Origin of the sequence: Bacillus sp. FSL R9-9834 (assembly GCF_038006905.1) — a bacterium.
GTDB classification, from domain to species: domain Bacteria; phylum Bacillota; class Bacilli; order Bacillales; family Bacillaceae_G; genus Bacillus_A; species Bacillus_A pacificus.
This window is the reverse complement of sequence record NZ_JBBOWD010000002.1, coordinates 289346-305444: the sequence shown is the minus strand read 5'-3', so window position 1 is coordinate 305444 and position 16099 is coordinate 289346. Positions and strand designations below refer to the sequence as shown.

The following is a 16099-nucleotide window of genomic DNA, read 5'->3' as shown; positions in this document are numbered from 1 at the left end:
TGTGCTTAATTATGATATTTATACGTAAGTAAACTATTTTCTTCTATTATTTTTAGGAGAACTCTTTTTCGTTCTCTCTTTACCATATTCCACTAACTGAATTTGAAACACATCTGAATCCTGAATTCCTAACACATTCATTTCTTCTCTAAATGAACGCCAGGACTCTACCTTTATTGATTTTTCTAGGCCATTTCTTAATGTGTAGATTCTTGAGTATTCTATAATTAAACCCTCCTTACACGTTAAATAATGTGTATTTAATTGTGTAAAAAAGACATAATTAAATAATTTTTCATATTAAAATTTCACACCAACATATCCGCAAATGTAGTCCCCACATTATTCTTTCGTTTCATATGCTTCTCTAAATAGATCTTTGTTGTTTGAATATTTTCATGCCCAAGTGTTTGCATTAAATGATATAAATCCGCATTTCCTTGTTCAACTGCCATGATTGCAAAAGCATGACGGAATGTATGTGCCGTTACAGGATTTTCACGATACTTTAGAAAATCTAAATTTGTCTTTTTTATCATATCTGTTACCTGGTTGGATAACGTTTTAGGATTATAAAAGTTTCCTCTTTGATTAATAAATACAGGACTTTCATCTCCACGATTCAATACAGTTTGGAATCCTCGTCTTCGTCTCATTTCGCTAATACATTGGAATAAATGCTCAGGAATGAAAAGTTCACGTACTTTATCCCCTTTTCCTGTGACTTTTAACCAATACTTTCCGTCATAATGTAAGTCTTTCACTCTCGCAGTGCACAATTCTTGAATTCTTGCACCGGTACTTGCTAGAGCTAGTAAAATTGTATAGTTTACTAAATGCCCTTGTTCTTTATAAAACTCTAAAATTTTCATCACTTCATCATAGGATAGGTCTCGATTTGGCCGATCCTGTTCATTTACATTCGCTCGCTTCAGTTCTTCATGAAGAGGCTTTTCAATGTAAGAAAAAACGTGAAGATGTTTTAGAAAAGAACGAATGAGCACTGTTTTCTTCGCAAGCGTTGCGACCGCGTACGTATCTCCGTTTCTACCGTTCTCTACCTGCTTCAACCAAGCATTATATTTACGAATATGCCAAGGTTGCAATGTTTTTAATAAAGAGTCGTTTTGCTGTACCTCTTCCCCATTCAATTCGAATTCCTCTGCGTGCTGCACCATGCACTGACAAAATGACAAGATTTCGGACACATAACTCTTTTTCGTATCCTCTTTTCTATTCTTCTTTTCATCCATATCTTTTTGTAAATGCACAAAATGATAAATGACTTCTATATCACTTAAATACGTATATTTACTCTTTCCCTCTTTTTCTGCAACCTCCATCTTCTCTTCCACTTTATCTACATAACGATTGTTATGCAAAAATGGAATGATGCAACTTATATTCTCTACATATGTATCCATATACTCACTTTGATTGTTTATAATAGGTACATTTTCTTTTGAATTGTTATTACCCATAATTAGAATTCACCTCTCCTATTGAAGATTATGAATATAATTCTTTATATTATCTATACGTATTATTTTATTTCACTTCTATCTATTATACAAATGATAATTCATTTTCTTTCTGTAAGAACGCTACATTCTTCTCTATCTAAACATGCATATATTTTTTTATAAATTATTAGTAAATAGATATCATTTAATAGTTTATACATTAGATTTCAAATCCATTTTACAAGGAAGATAAATTTAAAATTAAATTAAGATATAAATCAAACCTAAAATTCCTTAAAAATATAATAATTTATAAGAACTTTAATAAATTTCATTTCTCATTTTAAATATATCCCATATTCTGATATTATATATACATATCTAAAACACTAGTAAACAATAGTTATGGAGGTGTCCTTTCATGACACAAGATTTATTGTTCATTACAAAACCTACTGTAACGACAAAAGAGGCAGCCGACTTATTAGGAGTAACGGTACAAACAATTTTAAAGAAAGAAAAAGATGGATTAATAGAATGTGTATATAAAGATAACTGGAAGCAATTCGGTAGTAAGATTTTTTATTTAGAGGATATTGAACGTTTAAAAAATAACGAAGAGATTGAGGGTTATAGTACAAAAGAAGCAGCTGAGATTCTTAATGTAGCACCATCTACTGTCTTTACATATATCAAATCTGGAAAACTACCTGCTTCAAAGATTGAAAGACGTGGAAAAGAAGTATATATCATCGATAAAGATGACCTTGAAACTTTTCAACTTACTTATGAAAAAACTACATCAAAAGAGCGAAAAACATTCATTACTAAGATTCAAGACGAAGATATATATTTATATCAATTATTAACACATCAACATACCGGAAAAATAGCGAGAGTAATAGAAATCAATGGAGCAGACGGTAAGATTCTTACAGAAGACGAAGAAATTTTCCCTCTATCCACGTATAAAGAACATGATTACTCCTTTGAACCTTTCCGTAAGCAAGCTGTAATTACAAAACGAGGGTATTTATCTTTTTCATTAAAAAAACCTCAACTATTTAATTCCATTACTTATAATTTAATAAATTTATTTTATAAAGAGCTAGGAGTCACAAATATGCGATTGAGTGTTTCATCTGATACTATTAAATTAGAAATTAAACCTTTCGTATTAAAAGTTGATCCGTTGCAATTTCAAGAAGAGATTAAATACTTACATTCTCATATGAAATCCGGTACGATACTTCCACATGTTGAAGGAATTTACTTTAAAAGTAATGTAGAGCCATTAACTTTTCATGCAGATCATGAATTTAAGCAGAAAATAGTTCAAATGGCAGCGAGTGCAGGTATAGGGCAGGAAGAATTCTTATTGCAAGCTGTGAAATCTTATATAAAAAATTTAGAACAACAGTAAATATTTATTAAGAAGAAAAAGCGTAGGAATTTAATCTTTCTACGCTTTTTAAAATATTCAATTTAGATATTCATTTCCATGAGATCACTTAATAGAAATTTATATTATTATTTTAAATAAAGACAATCTTTGTCGTAATACATCATATTCTATATGAATTTATGTAGAAAACATAATTAAAGGAGAACTGAACATGCTAAGACATATAGCTAGTTTCCTAATTGGAACATTTGTTATGATAATTGGTTACGTTTGGGTTATTCCCTACACCCTTGAAGCAATTGACAGTAATGTAAGCTATATTACTCATCACAAAAAGTACTTTAGTAAGTTATATGAATATGACATTAACCTTTGGATCATTGCAATGCTTATATTTTGCATTTTTACTGCGATTTCTGTTCTTATACTCAAGTTACCCGATTATAAGAAAAATAAAAGCACTCCTATAAAAAGATATAGTCAAACAAATCGGCAAAAAAAAAGCAAAGAGAAGGCCTCGAAAATAATTATTTTTTATGTTAGGGTTTTTACTTATAAAAATATCTTAGCGTATAAAAATCGCGTTTTTACGTTGGTACCCCTTAATATAAAATTGAAATATAGCCGTACCGTTTATAAAAAAGTTGAATCAAAATGTTATTATGTCAGTTTTCCTACTTCCACTAACTGGCAGTTTAATTTAATAAACGATGTTATAATTTAAATCAATTAGGGGGGATAAATTTGAAGAAGAAATCTATTGTTCTTTTATGCTTGTTAATTTTCAGCATGTTAATAGCATATTATTTTTATCAAAAAAATCAAAATGAAGAATTCGTTAGATGGGGCGATAGTATACATACTGTTAACACTGAAATATTAAAAGAGAATGATATTGAATACAAAATTGAAAACGATAAAGTTTATATTCCAAAAAGTTCTCTTAGAAAAGCAACATTTTGCTGTTCCTAATAAAAATACAGAGTTAAGTTATAATTCTAATGTTTGATTTAAAAAATGTTTTAGACTATAGAAAAAAGTATTAACCTATTAAAAAATAGTTGTAGACTGAAAAGGTGTTTTCTATATGTGAAAACACCTTTTATTTCTGTAACTCCATTTATAGTATCCATTTTCCTAGTGAGAATTTTCCGAATGTGTAAGTTTGAAAACATCACGTTCCGGAATGTGTTTATATAGCATGTTTTCTTCTTTGACAAGAATATCATAAGAATGATAGTCGTGTTCAATCGAGCCGCCAAAATCTCTAATGTCAATTATTCCGACGAGCATCTTATTTCCGAATTTAAATGAAACTTTTTCACCTAATTGGAACTTCATTGGTGGAAGATCTTTATCTTTACCTTTTTCCCAATACATGAGCTTCACTCCTAACATTTTTTAAGCCAAGGCACCAACAGCATTTAAACTAATACAAAAAATAAAATAAACTATCCATTTGAACTGCTCATTTAGTCGGGTAAGCGGGGGGCATCGCTGCCCCCAACTCCCCTCAGAACCGTACGTGACAGTTTCCCATCATACGGCTCAAGCCTTCTTTTTATCCGATTTCAGTCCCTTTAGTATAGGCAAGGTAAGTGAACTAATTTTAAGTTTAAATTAGACAATATGAGGTGTTGCGGAACAGGCATGTCTTTTACGACTACCTTTTCCCCGTTTTGTAGTGGAGTTTTGCAGATAGCGCAGCGGTAACCTTGTTTTCTAGCCAGCTTCATTCTATCCATCGTGTTTTCCGTATCAAATACCTTACGGTCTCTTTTTTCCCAGTATTCTTTCAATGTTGGGTCATCAGGACTATTTTTGAATTTCACCATGTTGTGTCTCTCAATCTTAATCCATGACATATGTAAGAGTTGGATATTTGTTTTCGGGCAGGTTGGTGTCCAAGCATTTCCACCATGATGTGGATGCCTGTAATATCTTGCATATATCCATTTCCACGACTTCTTTGGATGGAGCTGTCGAAGATGTTTGCCGATTCTCCAATAGATATAGCTATCCATTGTACCAAAGATTTTCTTAGAAACGACATGTTTCCAGTATTGCCCGTATCCTCTGATAATAGGATTAAGCACTCGGATGATTTCTCCGATGGGTTGACCCCTCATGACACGTAAAGTATCTCCAATTTTCTTCTTCGCTTTCTGTCTACTGCCCTTACTTGGTTTGATGAACAGTTTATTCCCCTGTTCAGTTTGGTACTGCCGAATCAAGAATCCTAGGAACTCAAATCCTTCCTCAATATGTGTAACCTTCGTCTTTTCAGGGCTTAATTCCAATCCCCTGTCCTTTAAGTAGGGACGAAGTCTCATATATACAGAGAGTGCTTGTTCTTTTGTCTCCGTTAAGACCACAAAATCATCTGCGTAACGGATAAGGGTAAATTTGCAAGCAGGATTCATAATATAACTATCATTAGCTTTATAGTTTTTCTTGTAAGTAATTCCCAAGGTTTCTTCCATTCCATGAAGGGCAATGTTAGCGAGAAGTGGCGAGATAATTCCTCCTTGCGGAGTACCTTCTTGCGTTTCCGCGAAAAAGCTTTGCTCCATGTATCCCATCTTGAGCCATCGCTTCAATAGTTTTCTTCCTGGGAAGTAAGAAGTTTGTTTGAGTATCCACTCATGGTTGAGATGATCAAAACAGCCCTGAAAATCTCCTTCAACTATCCATTTCTTCTTTGTGCCCCCGTTGATTCTATTGAAAATGCTTCGTATGGCATCATGGGTACTTCGCTTAGGACGAAACCCGTAAGAAATAGCTTCAAATCTGGCTTCCCACTGTGGTTCAAGGGCATTTCGCACTATATTTTGATATACCCTATCCTTTATAGTTGGGATGCCCAACGGTCGCAATTTTCCGTTTTTCTTCACAATGTATATACGTTTTGCTGGTTTTGGTCGGTGTTGTAGCGTATTTAACTTTTTGAGTTGCTCATAGAGAAGATTTCTTTCTCTGCGACTCAAGGCTGTATGTTCATCAACACCTGCTGTTCGCTTTCCTTTATTCTGCTGTGTTACTCGTCTAATTGATAACAGTAAGTTTGCTTCGCTTCTCATGAGTAAGCGTTGAAGTTTTCTTACCTTTCTTTGTTGCTGTAACTGTTCGGCACGGTAAATTCTTTGTCGTAACTTCGTCACATACATCTGAACTGCTTTCCAGTTTGTATACGAGACGTGCGCCGACGCTCGTTCTGAGGTGTTCATAACTGCACGCTCCTATTCGTCAGAAGATAACTTACAAATGTATTTCCATGTTGAAGACCTATAAGAAGTGGGCTCCCTTTCAGGCTTGTCATGGGTTTGTCCGTAAGGACGACAATATCCGCTCAGTTATACATATTTCTATGCTTTCCTGTTTCCTTTCGGCTAGCGGCTTTTGCTTTCTCTTATATCCTTTACCCTCTGCCACATCGTTTGACTTTACAGTCATCCTACTGCTTGCGCAGATGACATAGGGCTTACCAAGTTTCACATTCCACAGATACGACAGGGTTAGGTGGACTCTTTACTCCGGATAAGTTGCGGGATGCAACGCGGCAGTATTATGAGAATGCCTTTCCTCTTATCAAGACCTGGGTAGAGCTGTACATTATCCCAAGCTAACGATTACGAAGCTTACGAGCCTTCACTCTCGTTCACCGTACCTGTCTTCTCCTAGCGGTATTCCGAGTCATGTACAGACTCTCTGTTTCCACATTTCCTCATGCAACCCACGAGCCCGTTACCAAGTCCGCAGTTTCGGATGGAGATAGACTTTGCATCTAATCTAGTAGCAGAAGCTACCCTGTGGGAATGCGACTTCTTGTCGCACCATAATTATCGATATAGGAAGTTCTATTTTAGTAAACTCATAGCAACTACAATACATCCAACTATAAATAATTCTTTTTTAAATATGTATTTTTATCTTTACTTAGGATATGCTATAGTCTTTTCCTTAAAAATGTTTCCATAATATCTCTCTTAAATCTTTCATAATTGAACTGAAAAGCGATATTATGTGTTTTATAACCTGGATTTGTCACAAAACGAAAGTCTGCGATACTTTGACCAAATCCTTCTCCTAGATCGGGAATTACTTTGATGGGCACTTTTGACAGACGAACTGCATCTGGATTCAACAAATACCATATTGTTACAAAATCATGCATAGGGCTTCCTCCTATGCCAGGATTCGATTTAGAGTAGAAATTATAGTAGTAGTCTAACATAGGTTTGATGATGAGTCCTGCAAGGTCTTGTGTATTCCGGTGAAATGCATCAATTTGTTGAACCATTTCAGGTGTAACAATCGCGTGTTGGGTGACGTTTAATGGAATAATTGTCAAATTCTTCGCATGCTGCAGAATTAAGTTTGCTGCATAAGGGTCTGCGTAAAAGTTAGCTTCAGCCACAGCAGTCACGTTTCCGGGGTAAAAAAAGGCTCCACCCATGCAAATGTATTCTTTCACATTCCGCATTGCTTCTAAATTCAAAATAAATGACGTAGCCAATGAGGAAAGTCTTCCCAAATTGATAATTGTAAGATCGTCTAAATTTGAGTTTATAATTTTGTAAATATCATTCATGGGATAAATTGGATAAGGGATTTCAGGTGGAATGATAGGTCCTAGTCCTACTTTTCCATGTACTTCAGGAAAATATTGAACCAATATACCTGTTAAAGGTACAGAAGCACCGAGAAATACGGGTATCTCTTTTCTTCCCGAAATATACTTCAAATAGTTAATATTTTTTATAGCATTCTCTCTCGATACATTTCCATAATCAGCTACAATCCCCACAAGTTGGATATCATTACGAAAAAAGGTGTACAGAATAGCAAACGCATCATCAATTCCCAAATCTGTAAACAAGAGAACTTTTTTGGGCATATATTTTCCTCCAAAAGCCATAAAATTTTATTTTTACTAAGGATGTAAAGAATAGGCTTGTACTATATTTGATATATATTTTATATATTCTTCAATAGTACATTCTGTTCATCTATAACTTTAGATATCTTATATGTGTTTGCATCTAAAATAGTATTTTTGTTTTGTATATCATATTCATGTGAAGTTGACATAACGTCTCATTATCAGTAGCAATAAAAAAGGGGATTCCTTACTCACAAAAGTGATCCCCTTTTTTATTTTCCATAAAGCTATTCATCTTTTTATGCATTCCTATTATGGCGCGGTTTTAGGTTTCGCATTTGTTACTGAATGAAACGAATAACTGTATAAAATCTTGCATTCTCTTAGCCTTTTCCCAAAAATGCTGACTGTAACCCTACTATGTAAAAATAAAAATAGATACTACTCTTATTTTATCTTTACAGTTTCTTTCGATAAGTATTTAAAAGCTGTATCAAAATATTCCTTTTTCCCCCAAGTATCTGAATTCCCAATTACTACAAAGTATTTCTTTGCTCTGCTTGCTGCAACGTTTAATAGATTTGGAGTACTGGACGCCCAATCTAACGGTCCTGTTCGCTGATCATCTACTCCCAAAACTAAAATAACTAATGGAGCTTCCTTTCCTTGGAAAGTATGAACCGTTCCGATTTCTATTTTTTTGTTTTCTACTGCATTTTTGTTTATCTGTTTTAATTTTTGAACTACACTTACAAAAGGTGAAATAATGTAGCAATCTTTCCCTGGATTATTTTGCGTAAACTTATTAGCAATCTCAATCGCTTTTTGTCCTTGCTCAGGAATATAGTGGTTTCCTGAACCAGTAGTTCTTCCTCCAATATTAAACCATTGACTCATGTACATTGGACCCTCTACCATATCTTTGTTCTTAGTCGCATGTAACATCTTGTCTTGATATGTTGTTTTATTACATATCTCAAACATAGGGCTGTCACAACGTCTATGTACACGAAGCGGTGAGCCCAACCACTTTGTGTTATTTTTGGAGTCACTCATTGTTCCGCCATATTTGTTATTAAGATCAGCAAATTCTTGTACACTTACTTCACTTCTAGTTAAATGATAGAAAAATGAGCTTTCACTCGTAATTCCAGCACTTTCATTTGCTATTAATTTGAGCTGATCATCACTCAACGTTACAACCGGAGGTATTTGTAATGGATCACCTACCACTACAACATTTCTGGAACGCCAAATGGCTCCAATTGCAGATTGTGGTGTAGCTTGACCTGCCTCATCAATAAACAGCCAACCAATATCTTCCGTTTTCAAATCCCTTAAAAATCTTGAAACAGAAGCAAATGTTGAAGAAATTATAGGTGTAAGTAGGAATATAGTATCAAACATCGCTTGGATGAAGTCTTCCCTTTGCTTTTCATTAATTTGAGAATCAAGATTCGTTTTTTCTTTCCCACCTAAAAAATAAGCCCTTGCTAAAGTTAAATTTTTTTCTATTTTGTCCTGGTTTTCAATTAAGAAAGTACAATATTCATCCATCATTGTTTTGAATAGCTTACTCCGAACACAATTAATTCGATCTTCTTTATTATCACCATCAATATTAACAAATTGTTTTTGTGATGATTGCCATTTTTCGTCATCTATATCATCAAAGTCATCGTTTACTTGCGCGGTTTTAATCATACTTGATATCTGTTTTTCTAAACTATCAAAGGAATACTCAGCACTAGCATGTATATTACACAGATTATTAAGCTCATCTGAAATATTTTGAAAATATTCTTTTATATTTGCTGATTTCCCCATTGCAGCTGATATTTTCCCCCAGCAACTTTCATTCTTGTTATATCCTAAATAAGTGTAATTATTTTTTATTAATTCCTCATCTTTAGGCAAATCCATACTTATGTTTTCAACAGCAGCATTATTATTTGATGTAACTAAAATACGATATTCTTTAAGTTTTGAATGAAAAGAATAATAATAATCCTCTTGTCCCTCAGAAAATTGTATTTTTGTAAATAAATTTTGTGTTTCCTTTAAAAACTTTACCTTTTCAAAAATAATATTTGCAAATACATCTTTTAATAATGTAGTTTTACCTGTACCTGGAGGACCGTTTACCGAAAAAATAAACCCCTCCTTTTCCTTTGAATTTGCAATAATAAGATTTAAAGCTACCTGCTGCATTAAACCTAGCGGAAAACCTGAAGGCCATCTCGTAATTGGAATATCTCGTAAAATCCTTTTTATTTCGTTAATACTCTCATTATTAAAAAAGTCTACTCTTTCACCTGAGTTTTTTAATGTTTCCCAGTTATCTAAGGCAAGATATGTTTTTAATGCTTTACCTATCTTTTCATATTTAATGTTATATTTTACTTTCTCCAAATCTTCAATATAAAAACTGTTTACTCCTACATATTCTTTGTATGTAAGTCGAATATTTTTCTCATAATCCTTATCACTAGAAAATCGAAATACTCCTTCTTTATCGAAGTGGCTATGTTTTATGTATGATTTTAATATACTTTGAATGTTCCGAGAAAGTTCTAACCAATTTTTATATCTAACATGTATAAACTTTATACTCTTAGCCAGTTCCACGTGTTCTTCTGACTCATTAAACTCTAAGTCATTACTAATTTTACTGTAATTTTCACTTTCAATTACCGACGTTATTGTACTTATTAAATCCAACTCTAAATCTTTTAAACTTTTTCCAGGGCGAAGAAAATATTTAATTATAGGACTAACTACCACACTAGATTCTAACGTTTTATCCTTTATTGGTTTTAGCATATGATCTAACTGAATATGAATAAGAAAACTATTAGGAAATCCTTGAAAATCAGTAAAACTAATTTTCTTATTAAATTCGTTGGAAAAGTATCTTAGCACTTCTTCTTTTGCAACAGGTAAATAGAATAAAGATGCTTTTGCATCCATTAAATACTTACCTTTTGCACTTTCCCCCTTTTTTTGTAGAAACATTTGCATATAATTTTGAGGTGAACCATTGGGTCTTATAAAATCAAAGTAATCAAGCTTAGGTTCTTTATGAAAATAATTTTTAAAGTTAAAAAGGCTTAATGATTCTTTATCACAATTCATAAAATTAAAATGTTCTAGTTCAATGAAATAATTCATTACTTTTGAGGATACTTCCTTATAATCACTATTTTTAATTTCTTTCTTTTTACTATTAAAAATTAAAGAAAAAATTTTCTTTAAACCACTCATTATTAATCTCCTTTGATAAAACAAGATATTATCTAAATTATACCAAATATCCTATTGAAATATAGTCTGATTAAATCAAATAATTTCCAGTAATGAGCCATCTTTATATATTGTGATTTCTTGGGTTGATAGTGTTGAGGTAATACCTCTTTTTTGTGGATTTAAAATAAAGGTTAACTGTTATAAAAAAGTTGTAATGCTTTTTCTCTTACAAAATAAAAGGTGTCCACTATATGAACACTTCATGTTATTATAGGTAAGCTATATTAATTTAGATTGATATGTAGGTGAAACTAATGGAAAACGAACAACTTGAACAAAAGTACGACCTTAGCAAGATATACACTTACACAGAGCATCCTGATAAGATCAGCGGCCGCTGTGATAATTGCGGCAACACCGCATTTAAAAGTTCCGTTAAAGATTTCATCTTCTTAAGAGAATGCCGTCAATGTGGTATGAAGAAAATCATATAGCCCTATCCCCAGGGCTTTTTTCTTTGTAAAATAAATGCAACCCAATTGATATAAATTATAATTATCTTTACCTTCCAAACAACTCATTATTGGATAAAACCCGAATTAATTATATATCAATATAATCAATTGAATTTTCGGAATTGCGTAAATTCCTTTGACTCAATTTGTAACTTCCTGTAAAATATTATACATATAAAGGGAATTTTCTAGGGGTCTATAGAAGTAATATACATTCCTTTTTAACATGACAATAGGGTTTGGAGAGGGAGAGACAAAAATATCATGAAATATTTGAAGAAAAAATCGGGGAAAATTTTATTGGCAACTGGATTAGCATTTTCTATGGCAGCTTGTGGTATAACTGATAACAAAGAAAAAACAAATGCGGAATCTAGTAAACAACAAAACAATAACAATAGTGAATCAAACAACTCTAATGGCAATAATAACAGTAACAGCAATTCTAATAATTCTAATGGTAATAATAACGGCAATAGCAATTCAAACAACTCTAATGGCAATAATAACGGCAATAGCAATTCAAACAACTCTAATGGTAAAAATAACAGTAACAGCAATTCAAACAACTCTAATGGCAATAATAATGGCAATAGCAATTCAAACAATTCTAATGGTAATAGTAACGTGAATAACAACACTAATACAGGTAATGAGTGGGACACTAATAGTAGTAATAATAATTCTAACAGTAATCAACAAAAACCAAATCAAAATCAAGAGCAATCGTCTACAAGTGTTACTTTAGAACAACATGGAATTATTGTTACAGTTCATAAAGTTGAACAAGCTGATAATATCGTTCGTGTAAAATACACAATTAATAACACTACAAACCAAACTATTTTTTCCGGTGCACCTGGAGCTAAAATAGAACAAAACGGTAAAAGTACAATACCATCAGATTTCAAAGGGAATTGGGATCAAAAAGGATATATTGCCCCTCATACAAGTGTAGATGGAACAAACCTTTATACATTGGACAATATGACAAATGAATTTGACTTTAAGATTAGACCCGATTTTGAGGATGTAAAGAATAATCCACTCGTTGAGAATTTTATTTTAAGAGTAAAAATGCATTAATTAAAAATACAATAAAAGAAGATCGAACTAGATATCCTTTCTAGATTGATTTTCTTTTTTTATATTCTCAAGGAATATTCCTCTTCACTGCAACTCATTGCTATTTGTATAAGAGCAAATGGGATTTGATAAGGACTGCGGGTTGTATGCAGTCCTTTTTCGTTACAATAAAAAAGGAAATAGAAAATATCAGGGTTATAAGGAATTGAAAATGGTAGAATAATATGTTACTTAGTAATGGGTGGACGGTAATCGGCGTGTAGGGTATACAGGAAATCAAGACATGGGGAATCACGTTTGCGGTATCCTTACCCTATCCCATTGTTGGTTTGTAATAAAGTCACGATGTTTAAAAAAAAAGATGCGATGTTTATAATAAAGTCGCGAAGTTTTGAAAAAAGTTTTATTGCAGATCTATAAAATAGTTGTCGCTAAAGATGGTGTGAATTGGAATTCCACTCCATCTATTCTTTTTAATCTTGTATAATAAATATAATGATATTTATATATTTTATATTAAACAATCAAATAGGAGGATAAATGATATGTTAGATAAATTAAAAAATCATTTTAAAGATGTAAATTTAGTATGTTGACAATGTGGTAAAACAATCGAACATGGTGAACAACTTGTAGTTTCTTTAGTATTACCTGAAGAAAAATAGATGCCTGTTGGACAATTAGATAAAGTATTAGCTAAGAGAGCAAACGAAATTTTATGTAGTAAATTTAGATAATACTGAAACAGGAATGAATCTTCACTACTGGCTTGCTAAAATAATCAAATTTATTATAAAAACACAATAAATATGCACAAAAATAGAAACTATTTTAATCAATCTTTTTTCAAAATAGCTTCTATTTTTTACTGTAAAGTAAGGGTTCGGACGCACTTTTTAATCAAACTTTAATTTAAAGATACATTACCTTTTACTGGAATTGAAATGGCGTTTTAAATTACATAAAAAAAGAGGATCTAGTTATAATGCTAAATCCTACTCCTTATCTTATTTAAAGCCATGCCTTTTTAAGTAATTTTACTCCTAAAGTAATATCTTTGTGCGATAAACCTCCAAAAGCTAATTTAATAATTGGTCTATCAATATAATTATTAGCGAAATATCTGGATGTCGGACCAACCTCTACACCCTTTTTATATGCCTGTTTTATTAACCAATCCTCTGATTTTTGCAGATGCACCTTTATGAGTAGATACAATCCTGAATTGTGACCAATAATAGTTATATAGTTACCGAAATGTTCGTTTAAGGTAGAAGTTAAATGTTCCATTTTTTTTTTATAAATATTACGCATTCGTTTTATATGTCTATACCATTCATTCTCCTTCATAAATTTTGCCATAGCGATTTGATGTATCGTTGATGCTGTATTTTCAAAACCTTTAAAGTGTTCTTTATATCTTATTTCTAGTTCTTTTGGCAAGGCCATATAGCTTAACCTTAGACCTGGCAAAAATGATTTTGAAAAATTACCGATATAAATTACCCTCTTTTGATCAATAGATGCTAATGAAGGAAATGGACGTTGTGTATATCGAAATTCACTATCATAATCATCTTCTATTATATATCCCTTCTTTTTTTTAGCCCATTGAATAAGGTGTTGTCGTTGTTGAATAGACATACTTACTCCATAAGGGCTGTGATGAGATGGGGTTACATACATTAGTTTAGCTTTTAAATTTCTTAACTCGGATAAATCAATACCGTTTTCATATACCGGGAGAAATTCAAAAGCAAAATGATGTAATTTAAAAACTTCTCTAGCGCCCCAAAAACCTGGATCTTCTACAATAACGCTTGAGAAATCACTTTTTAATACATGACCAATATAAGTTAACATTTGTTGTGTACTACTGCCTATAATGATAGATTCTTTATCTGTATTCAATCCCCTAGACTCTAATAAATATTTTGCGACTTGTTCTCTAAGAATTGATTCCCCAAATGGGTCACCATATGTATATAAAAGGTTTTCTTCCATGGAATTATTTACAAATCTTTTCCATGTGTTTTTTGGAAACATTTCTTTTTCCACTGTATCTACTTTGAAGTTAATGGAAATTTCTTTACTGATTTGTTTCTCTGCTTTTTGTCTAACTTTTTTTCTTCTTTGATATAAATTTGGTTCTAATTCATTAACAAAAAAACCTCTTCGATTTTCACCGTGAATATATCCTTCAGCTGCAAGTTGTTCATATGCTAATAATGTTGTATTTCTACTAACATGAAGTGAATCTGCAAGCTGACGTATTGAAGGTAACGCTTCATCTTTTTTTAATACTCCCTTTTCAATAAGCAATTTAATATTTGTATATATTTGTTTATATTTAGGAATGCTTTTCTCAAAAGTAAACAAGTAGTTTTTCATATCGCCCTCATCTGACATGTCTTTTTTTTGAAATTGTACCTTTATACATGTCAGTTAACATCTTATAATAATACTAGTTAATTCACAAGCTATTATATTATTTTAAAAAGGAGAAACAAATGCGTATTCATTTTATTATTCATGAAGTATTTGAAGGACCAGGGGCTTTTCTGACATGGGCAGAGATGAATGGACATGTGATCAGTTATTCAAGAGTTTACGAACAAGAACAACTTCCTCATAATATCGAAGACATAGATTTACTCATTGTATTAGGTGGACCACAAGGCCCTAGTACAACGAAAGAAATGTGCCCACATTTTGATGCAGCCGCAGAAATATCTATCATCAAAAAATGTATAGAGGCTAACAAAGCTATTATAGGAGTTTGTTTGGGTGCCCAGTTAATTGGTGAAGCCTTAGGTGCACCTTATGAACATAGTCCAGAAAAAGAGATAGGAAGCTTCCCTATTACTTTAACTGAAGAAGGAAAAACGAATGAGCTTTTCTCTCATTTCGCTACTACCAGTAGGGTTGGACACTGGCATAATGATATGCCTGGTTTAACTAAAAACAGTAAAATATTAGCGTTTAGTGAGGGGTGTCCAAGGCAAATTGTGGAATATAGTGAACTCGTTTATGGTTTCCAATGCCATATGGAGTTTACTTCTGAATTAATAGAGTTATTGATTCAAAATTCTGAACAAGAACTAGAAAAGTATAAGGAAAATCGTTTCGTTCAGTCTCCAGAGCAATTAAGAAATAATGATTATACAACAATGAACCATCAGTTATATACCTTTTTAGATAAACTTACTAGCCGTTATCAGATAAAATATTAATTGTTTTACTAACTAAAAAATAGTCATATTAATTACGTCCTCTATGGAAAATATAATACTATGATATTGCAAAGGTTTTAGAAGTGCCTATCGAGGCTCTGTTTTGCTTGAACATTAGATTAATTCTAGTACAAGTAAGTAAATTTTTGTAATTGATATGTTCATAAGTTTTGTTCAATCTTTTTTATAAAATCTACATTCAAACTTTTAACAGGGGAATCCATTTTGATTAATCTTTTTTCAAAATGGATTCTTTTTATTTAATGTAA

General features: G+C 32.2%; 12 protein-coding genes and 1 pseudogene. 6 read left to right on the top strand and 7 right to left on the bottom strand.

Going from position 1 to position 16099, the window contains the following annotated elements:
* Positions 1-33: 33 nt before the first annotated feature.
* Both MKY00_RS29150 and MKY00_RS29145 read right to left on the bottom strand, forming a co-directional pair.
* Complete coding sequence (locus tag MKY00_RS29150; protein WP_071739565.1) at positions 34-228, bottom strand: hypothetical protein; 195 nt, start codon at positions 226-228, stop codon at positions 34-36.
* Positions 229-308: 80 nt separating this feature from the next.
* A complete protein-coding gene (locus MKY00_RS29145) occupies positions 309-1481 on the bottom strand; it encodes a tyrosine-type recombinase/integrase (protein ID WP_000527887.1) in 1173 nt (390 codons plus the stop codon).
* A 403-nt stretch (positions 1482-1884) separates the two neighbouring features.
* Between MKY00_RS29145 and MKY00_RS29140 the strand changes: the two genes are divergently transcribed.
* The 3 genes and pseudogenes from MKY00_RS29140 to MKY00_RS29130 all read left to right on the top strand — a co-directional run bounded on the left by MKY00_RS29140 (position 1885) and on the right by MKY00_RS29130 (position 3840).
* Positions 1885-2886, top strand: coding sequence for a helix-turn-helix domain-containing protein (locus MKY00_RS29140; RefSeq protein WP_000189820.1), 1002 nt, complete (start codon positions 1885-1887; stop codon positions 2884-2886).
* Positions 2887-3079: 193 nt separating this feature from the next.
* A pseudogene (locus MKY00_RS29135) lies at positions 3080-3391 on the top strand (hypothetical protein); the annotation flags it as partial.
* Positions 3392-3612: 221 nt separating this feature from the next.
* Positions 3613-3840 carry a hypothetical protein gene (locus MKY00_RS29130; protein WP_000730337.1) on the top strand — a complete coding sequence of 76 codons (228 nt, stop codon included), beginning with the start codon at positions 3613-3615 and terminating at the stop codon, positions 3838-3840.
* 165 nt (positions 3841-4005) lie between these two features.
* Here MKY00_RS29130 and MKY00_RS29125 read toward each other — a convergent pair whose 3' ends face one another.
* From MKY00_RS29125 to MKY00_RS29110, 4 genes are all read right to left on the bottom strand, one after another.
* The gene (locus tag MKY00_RS29125) at positions 4006-4248 is read right to left on the bottom strand and encodes a hypothetical protein (RefSeq protein ID WP_000289849.1); all 243 of its coding nucleotides are present in this window, start codon (positions 4246-4248) and stop codon (positions 4006-4008) included.
* A 200-nt stretch (positions 4249-4448) separates the two neighbouring features.
* The gene (gene ltrA / locus MKY00_RS29120; protein WP_001097733.1) at positions 4449-6095 is read right to left on the bottom strand and encodes a group II intron reverse transcriptase/maturase; all 1647 of its coding nucleotides are present in this window, start codon (positions 6093-6095) and stop codon (positions 4449-4451) included.
* Positions 6096-6814: 719 nt separating this feature from the next.
* Positions 6815-7765 (bottom strand): nucleoside hydrolase, encoded by a 951-nt coding sequence (locus MKY00_RS29115; RefSeq protein WP_063245548.1) that lies wholly within the window; start codon positions 7763-7765, stop codon positions 6815-6817.
* Positions 7766-8197: 432 nt separating this feature from the next.
* A complete protein-coding gene (locus MKY00_RS29110) occupies positions 8198-11014 on the bottom strand; it encodes an AAA domain-containing protein (protein WP_341035527.1) in 2817 nt (938 codons plus the stop codon).
* Between the two features lie 296 nt (positions 11015-11310).
* On the opposite strand from MKY00_RS29110, the gene MKY00_RS29105 reads away from it, so the two are divergent.
* A complete protein-coding gene (locus MKY00_RS29105; protein ID WP_033674542.1) occupies positions 11311-11490 on the top strand; it encodes a hypothetical protein in 180 nt (59 codons plus the stop codon).
* Between the two features lie 285 nt (positions 11491-11775).
* A complete protein-coding gene (locus MKY00_RS29100) occupies positions 11776-12597 on the top strand; it encodes a hypothetical protein (protein ID WP_000876233.1) in 822 nt (273 codons plus the stop codon).
* Positions 12598-13608: 1011 nt separating this feature from the next.
* Here the strand turns inward: MKY00_RS29100 and pdxR are convergent.
* Positions 13609-14988 (bottom strand): MocR-like pyridoxine biosynthesis transcription factor PdxR, encoded by a 1380-nt coding sequence (gene pdxR, locus MKY00_RS29095; RefSeq protein WP_000800848.1) that lies wholly within the window; start codon positions 14986-14988, stop codon positions 13609-13611.
* 119 nt (positions 14989-15107) lie between these two features.
* On the opposite strand from pdxR, the gene MKY00_RS29090 reads away from it, so the two are divergent.
* Positions 15108-15830: a type 1 glutamine amidotransferase gene (locus MKY00_RS29090; protein ID WP_001219768.1), complete on the top strand. Its 723-nt coding sequence runs from the start codon at positions 15108-15110 to the stop codon at positions 15828-15830.
* Positions 15831-16099 lie beyond the last annotated feature (269 nt).

Coding starts and splice junctions, on each gene's coding strand:
- ltrA (WP_001097733.1), bottom strand. CDS start 6,095: ATGAACACCTCAGAACGAGCGTCGGCGCACGTCTCGTATACAAACTGG.
- MKY00_RS29125 (WP_000289849.1), bottom strand. CDS start 4,248: ATGTATTGGGAAAAAGGTAAAGATAAAGATCTTCCACCAATGAAGTTC.
- MKY00_RS29115 (WP_063245548.1), bottom strand. CDS start 7,765: ATGCCCAAAAAAGTTCTCTTGTTTACAGATTTGGGAATTGATGATGCG.
- pdxR (WP_000800848.1), bottom strand. CDS start 14,988: ATGAAAAACTACTTGTTTACTTTTGAGAAAAGCATTCCTAAATATAAA.
- MKY00_RS29145 (WP_000527887.1), bottom strand. CDS start 1,481: ATGGGTAATAACAATTCAAAAGAAAATGTACCTATTATAAACAATCAA.
- MKY00_RS29105 (WP_033674542.1), top strand. CDS start 11,311: ATGGAAAACGAACAACTTGAACAAAAGTACGACCTTAGCAAGATATAC.
- MKY00_RS29140 (WP_000189820.1), top strand. CDS start 1,885: ATGACACAAGATTTATTGTTCATTACAAAACCTACTGTAACGACAAAA.
- MKY00_RS29100 (WP_000876233.1), top strand. CDS start 11,776: ATGAAATATTTGAAGAAAAAATCGGGGAAAATTTTATTGGCAACTGGA.
- MKY00_RS29110 (WP_341035527.1), bottom strand. CDS start 11,014: ATGAGTGGTTTAAAGAAAATTTTTTCTTTAATTTTTAATAGTAAAAAG.
- MKY00_RS29090 (WP_001219768.1), top strand. CDS start 15,108: ATGCGTATTCATTTTATTATTCATGAAGTATTTGAAGGACCAGGGGCT.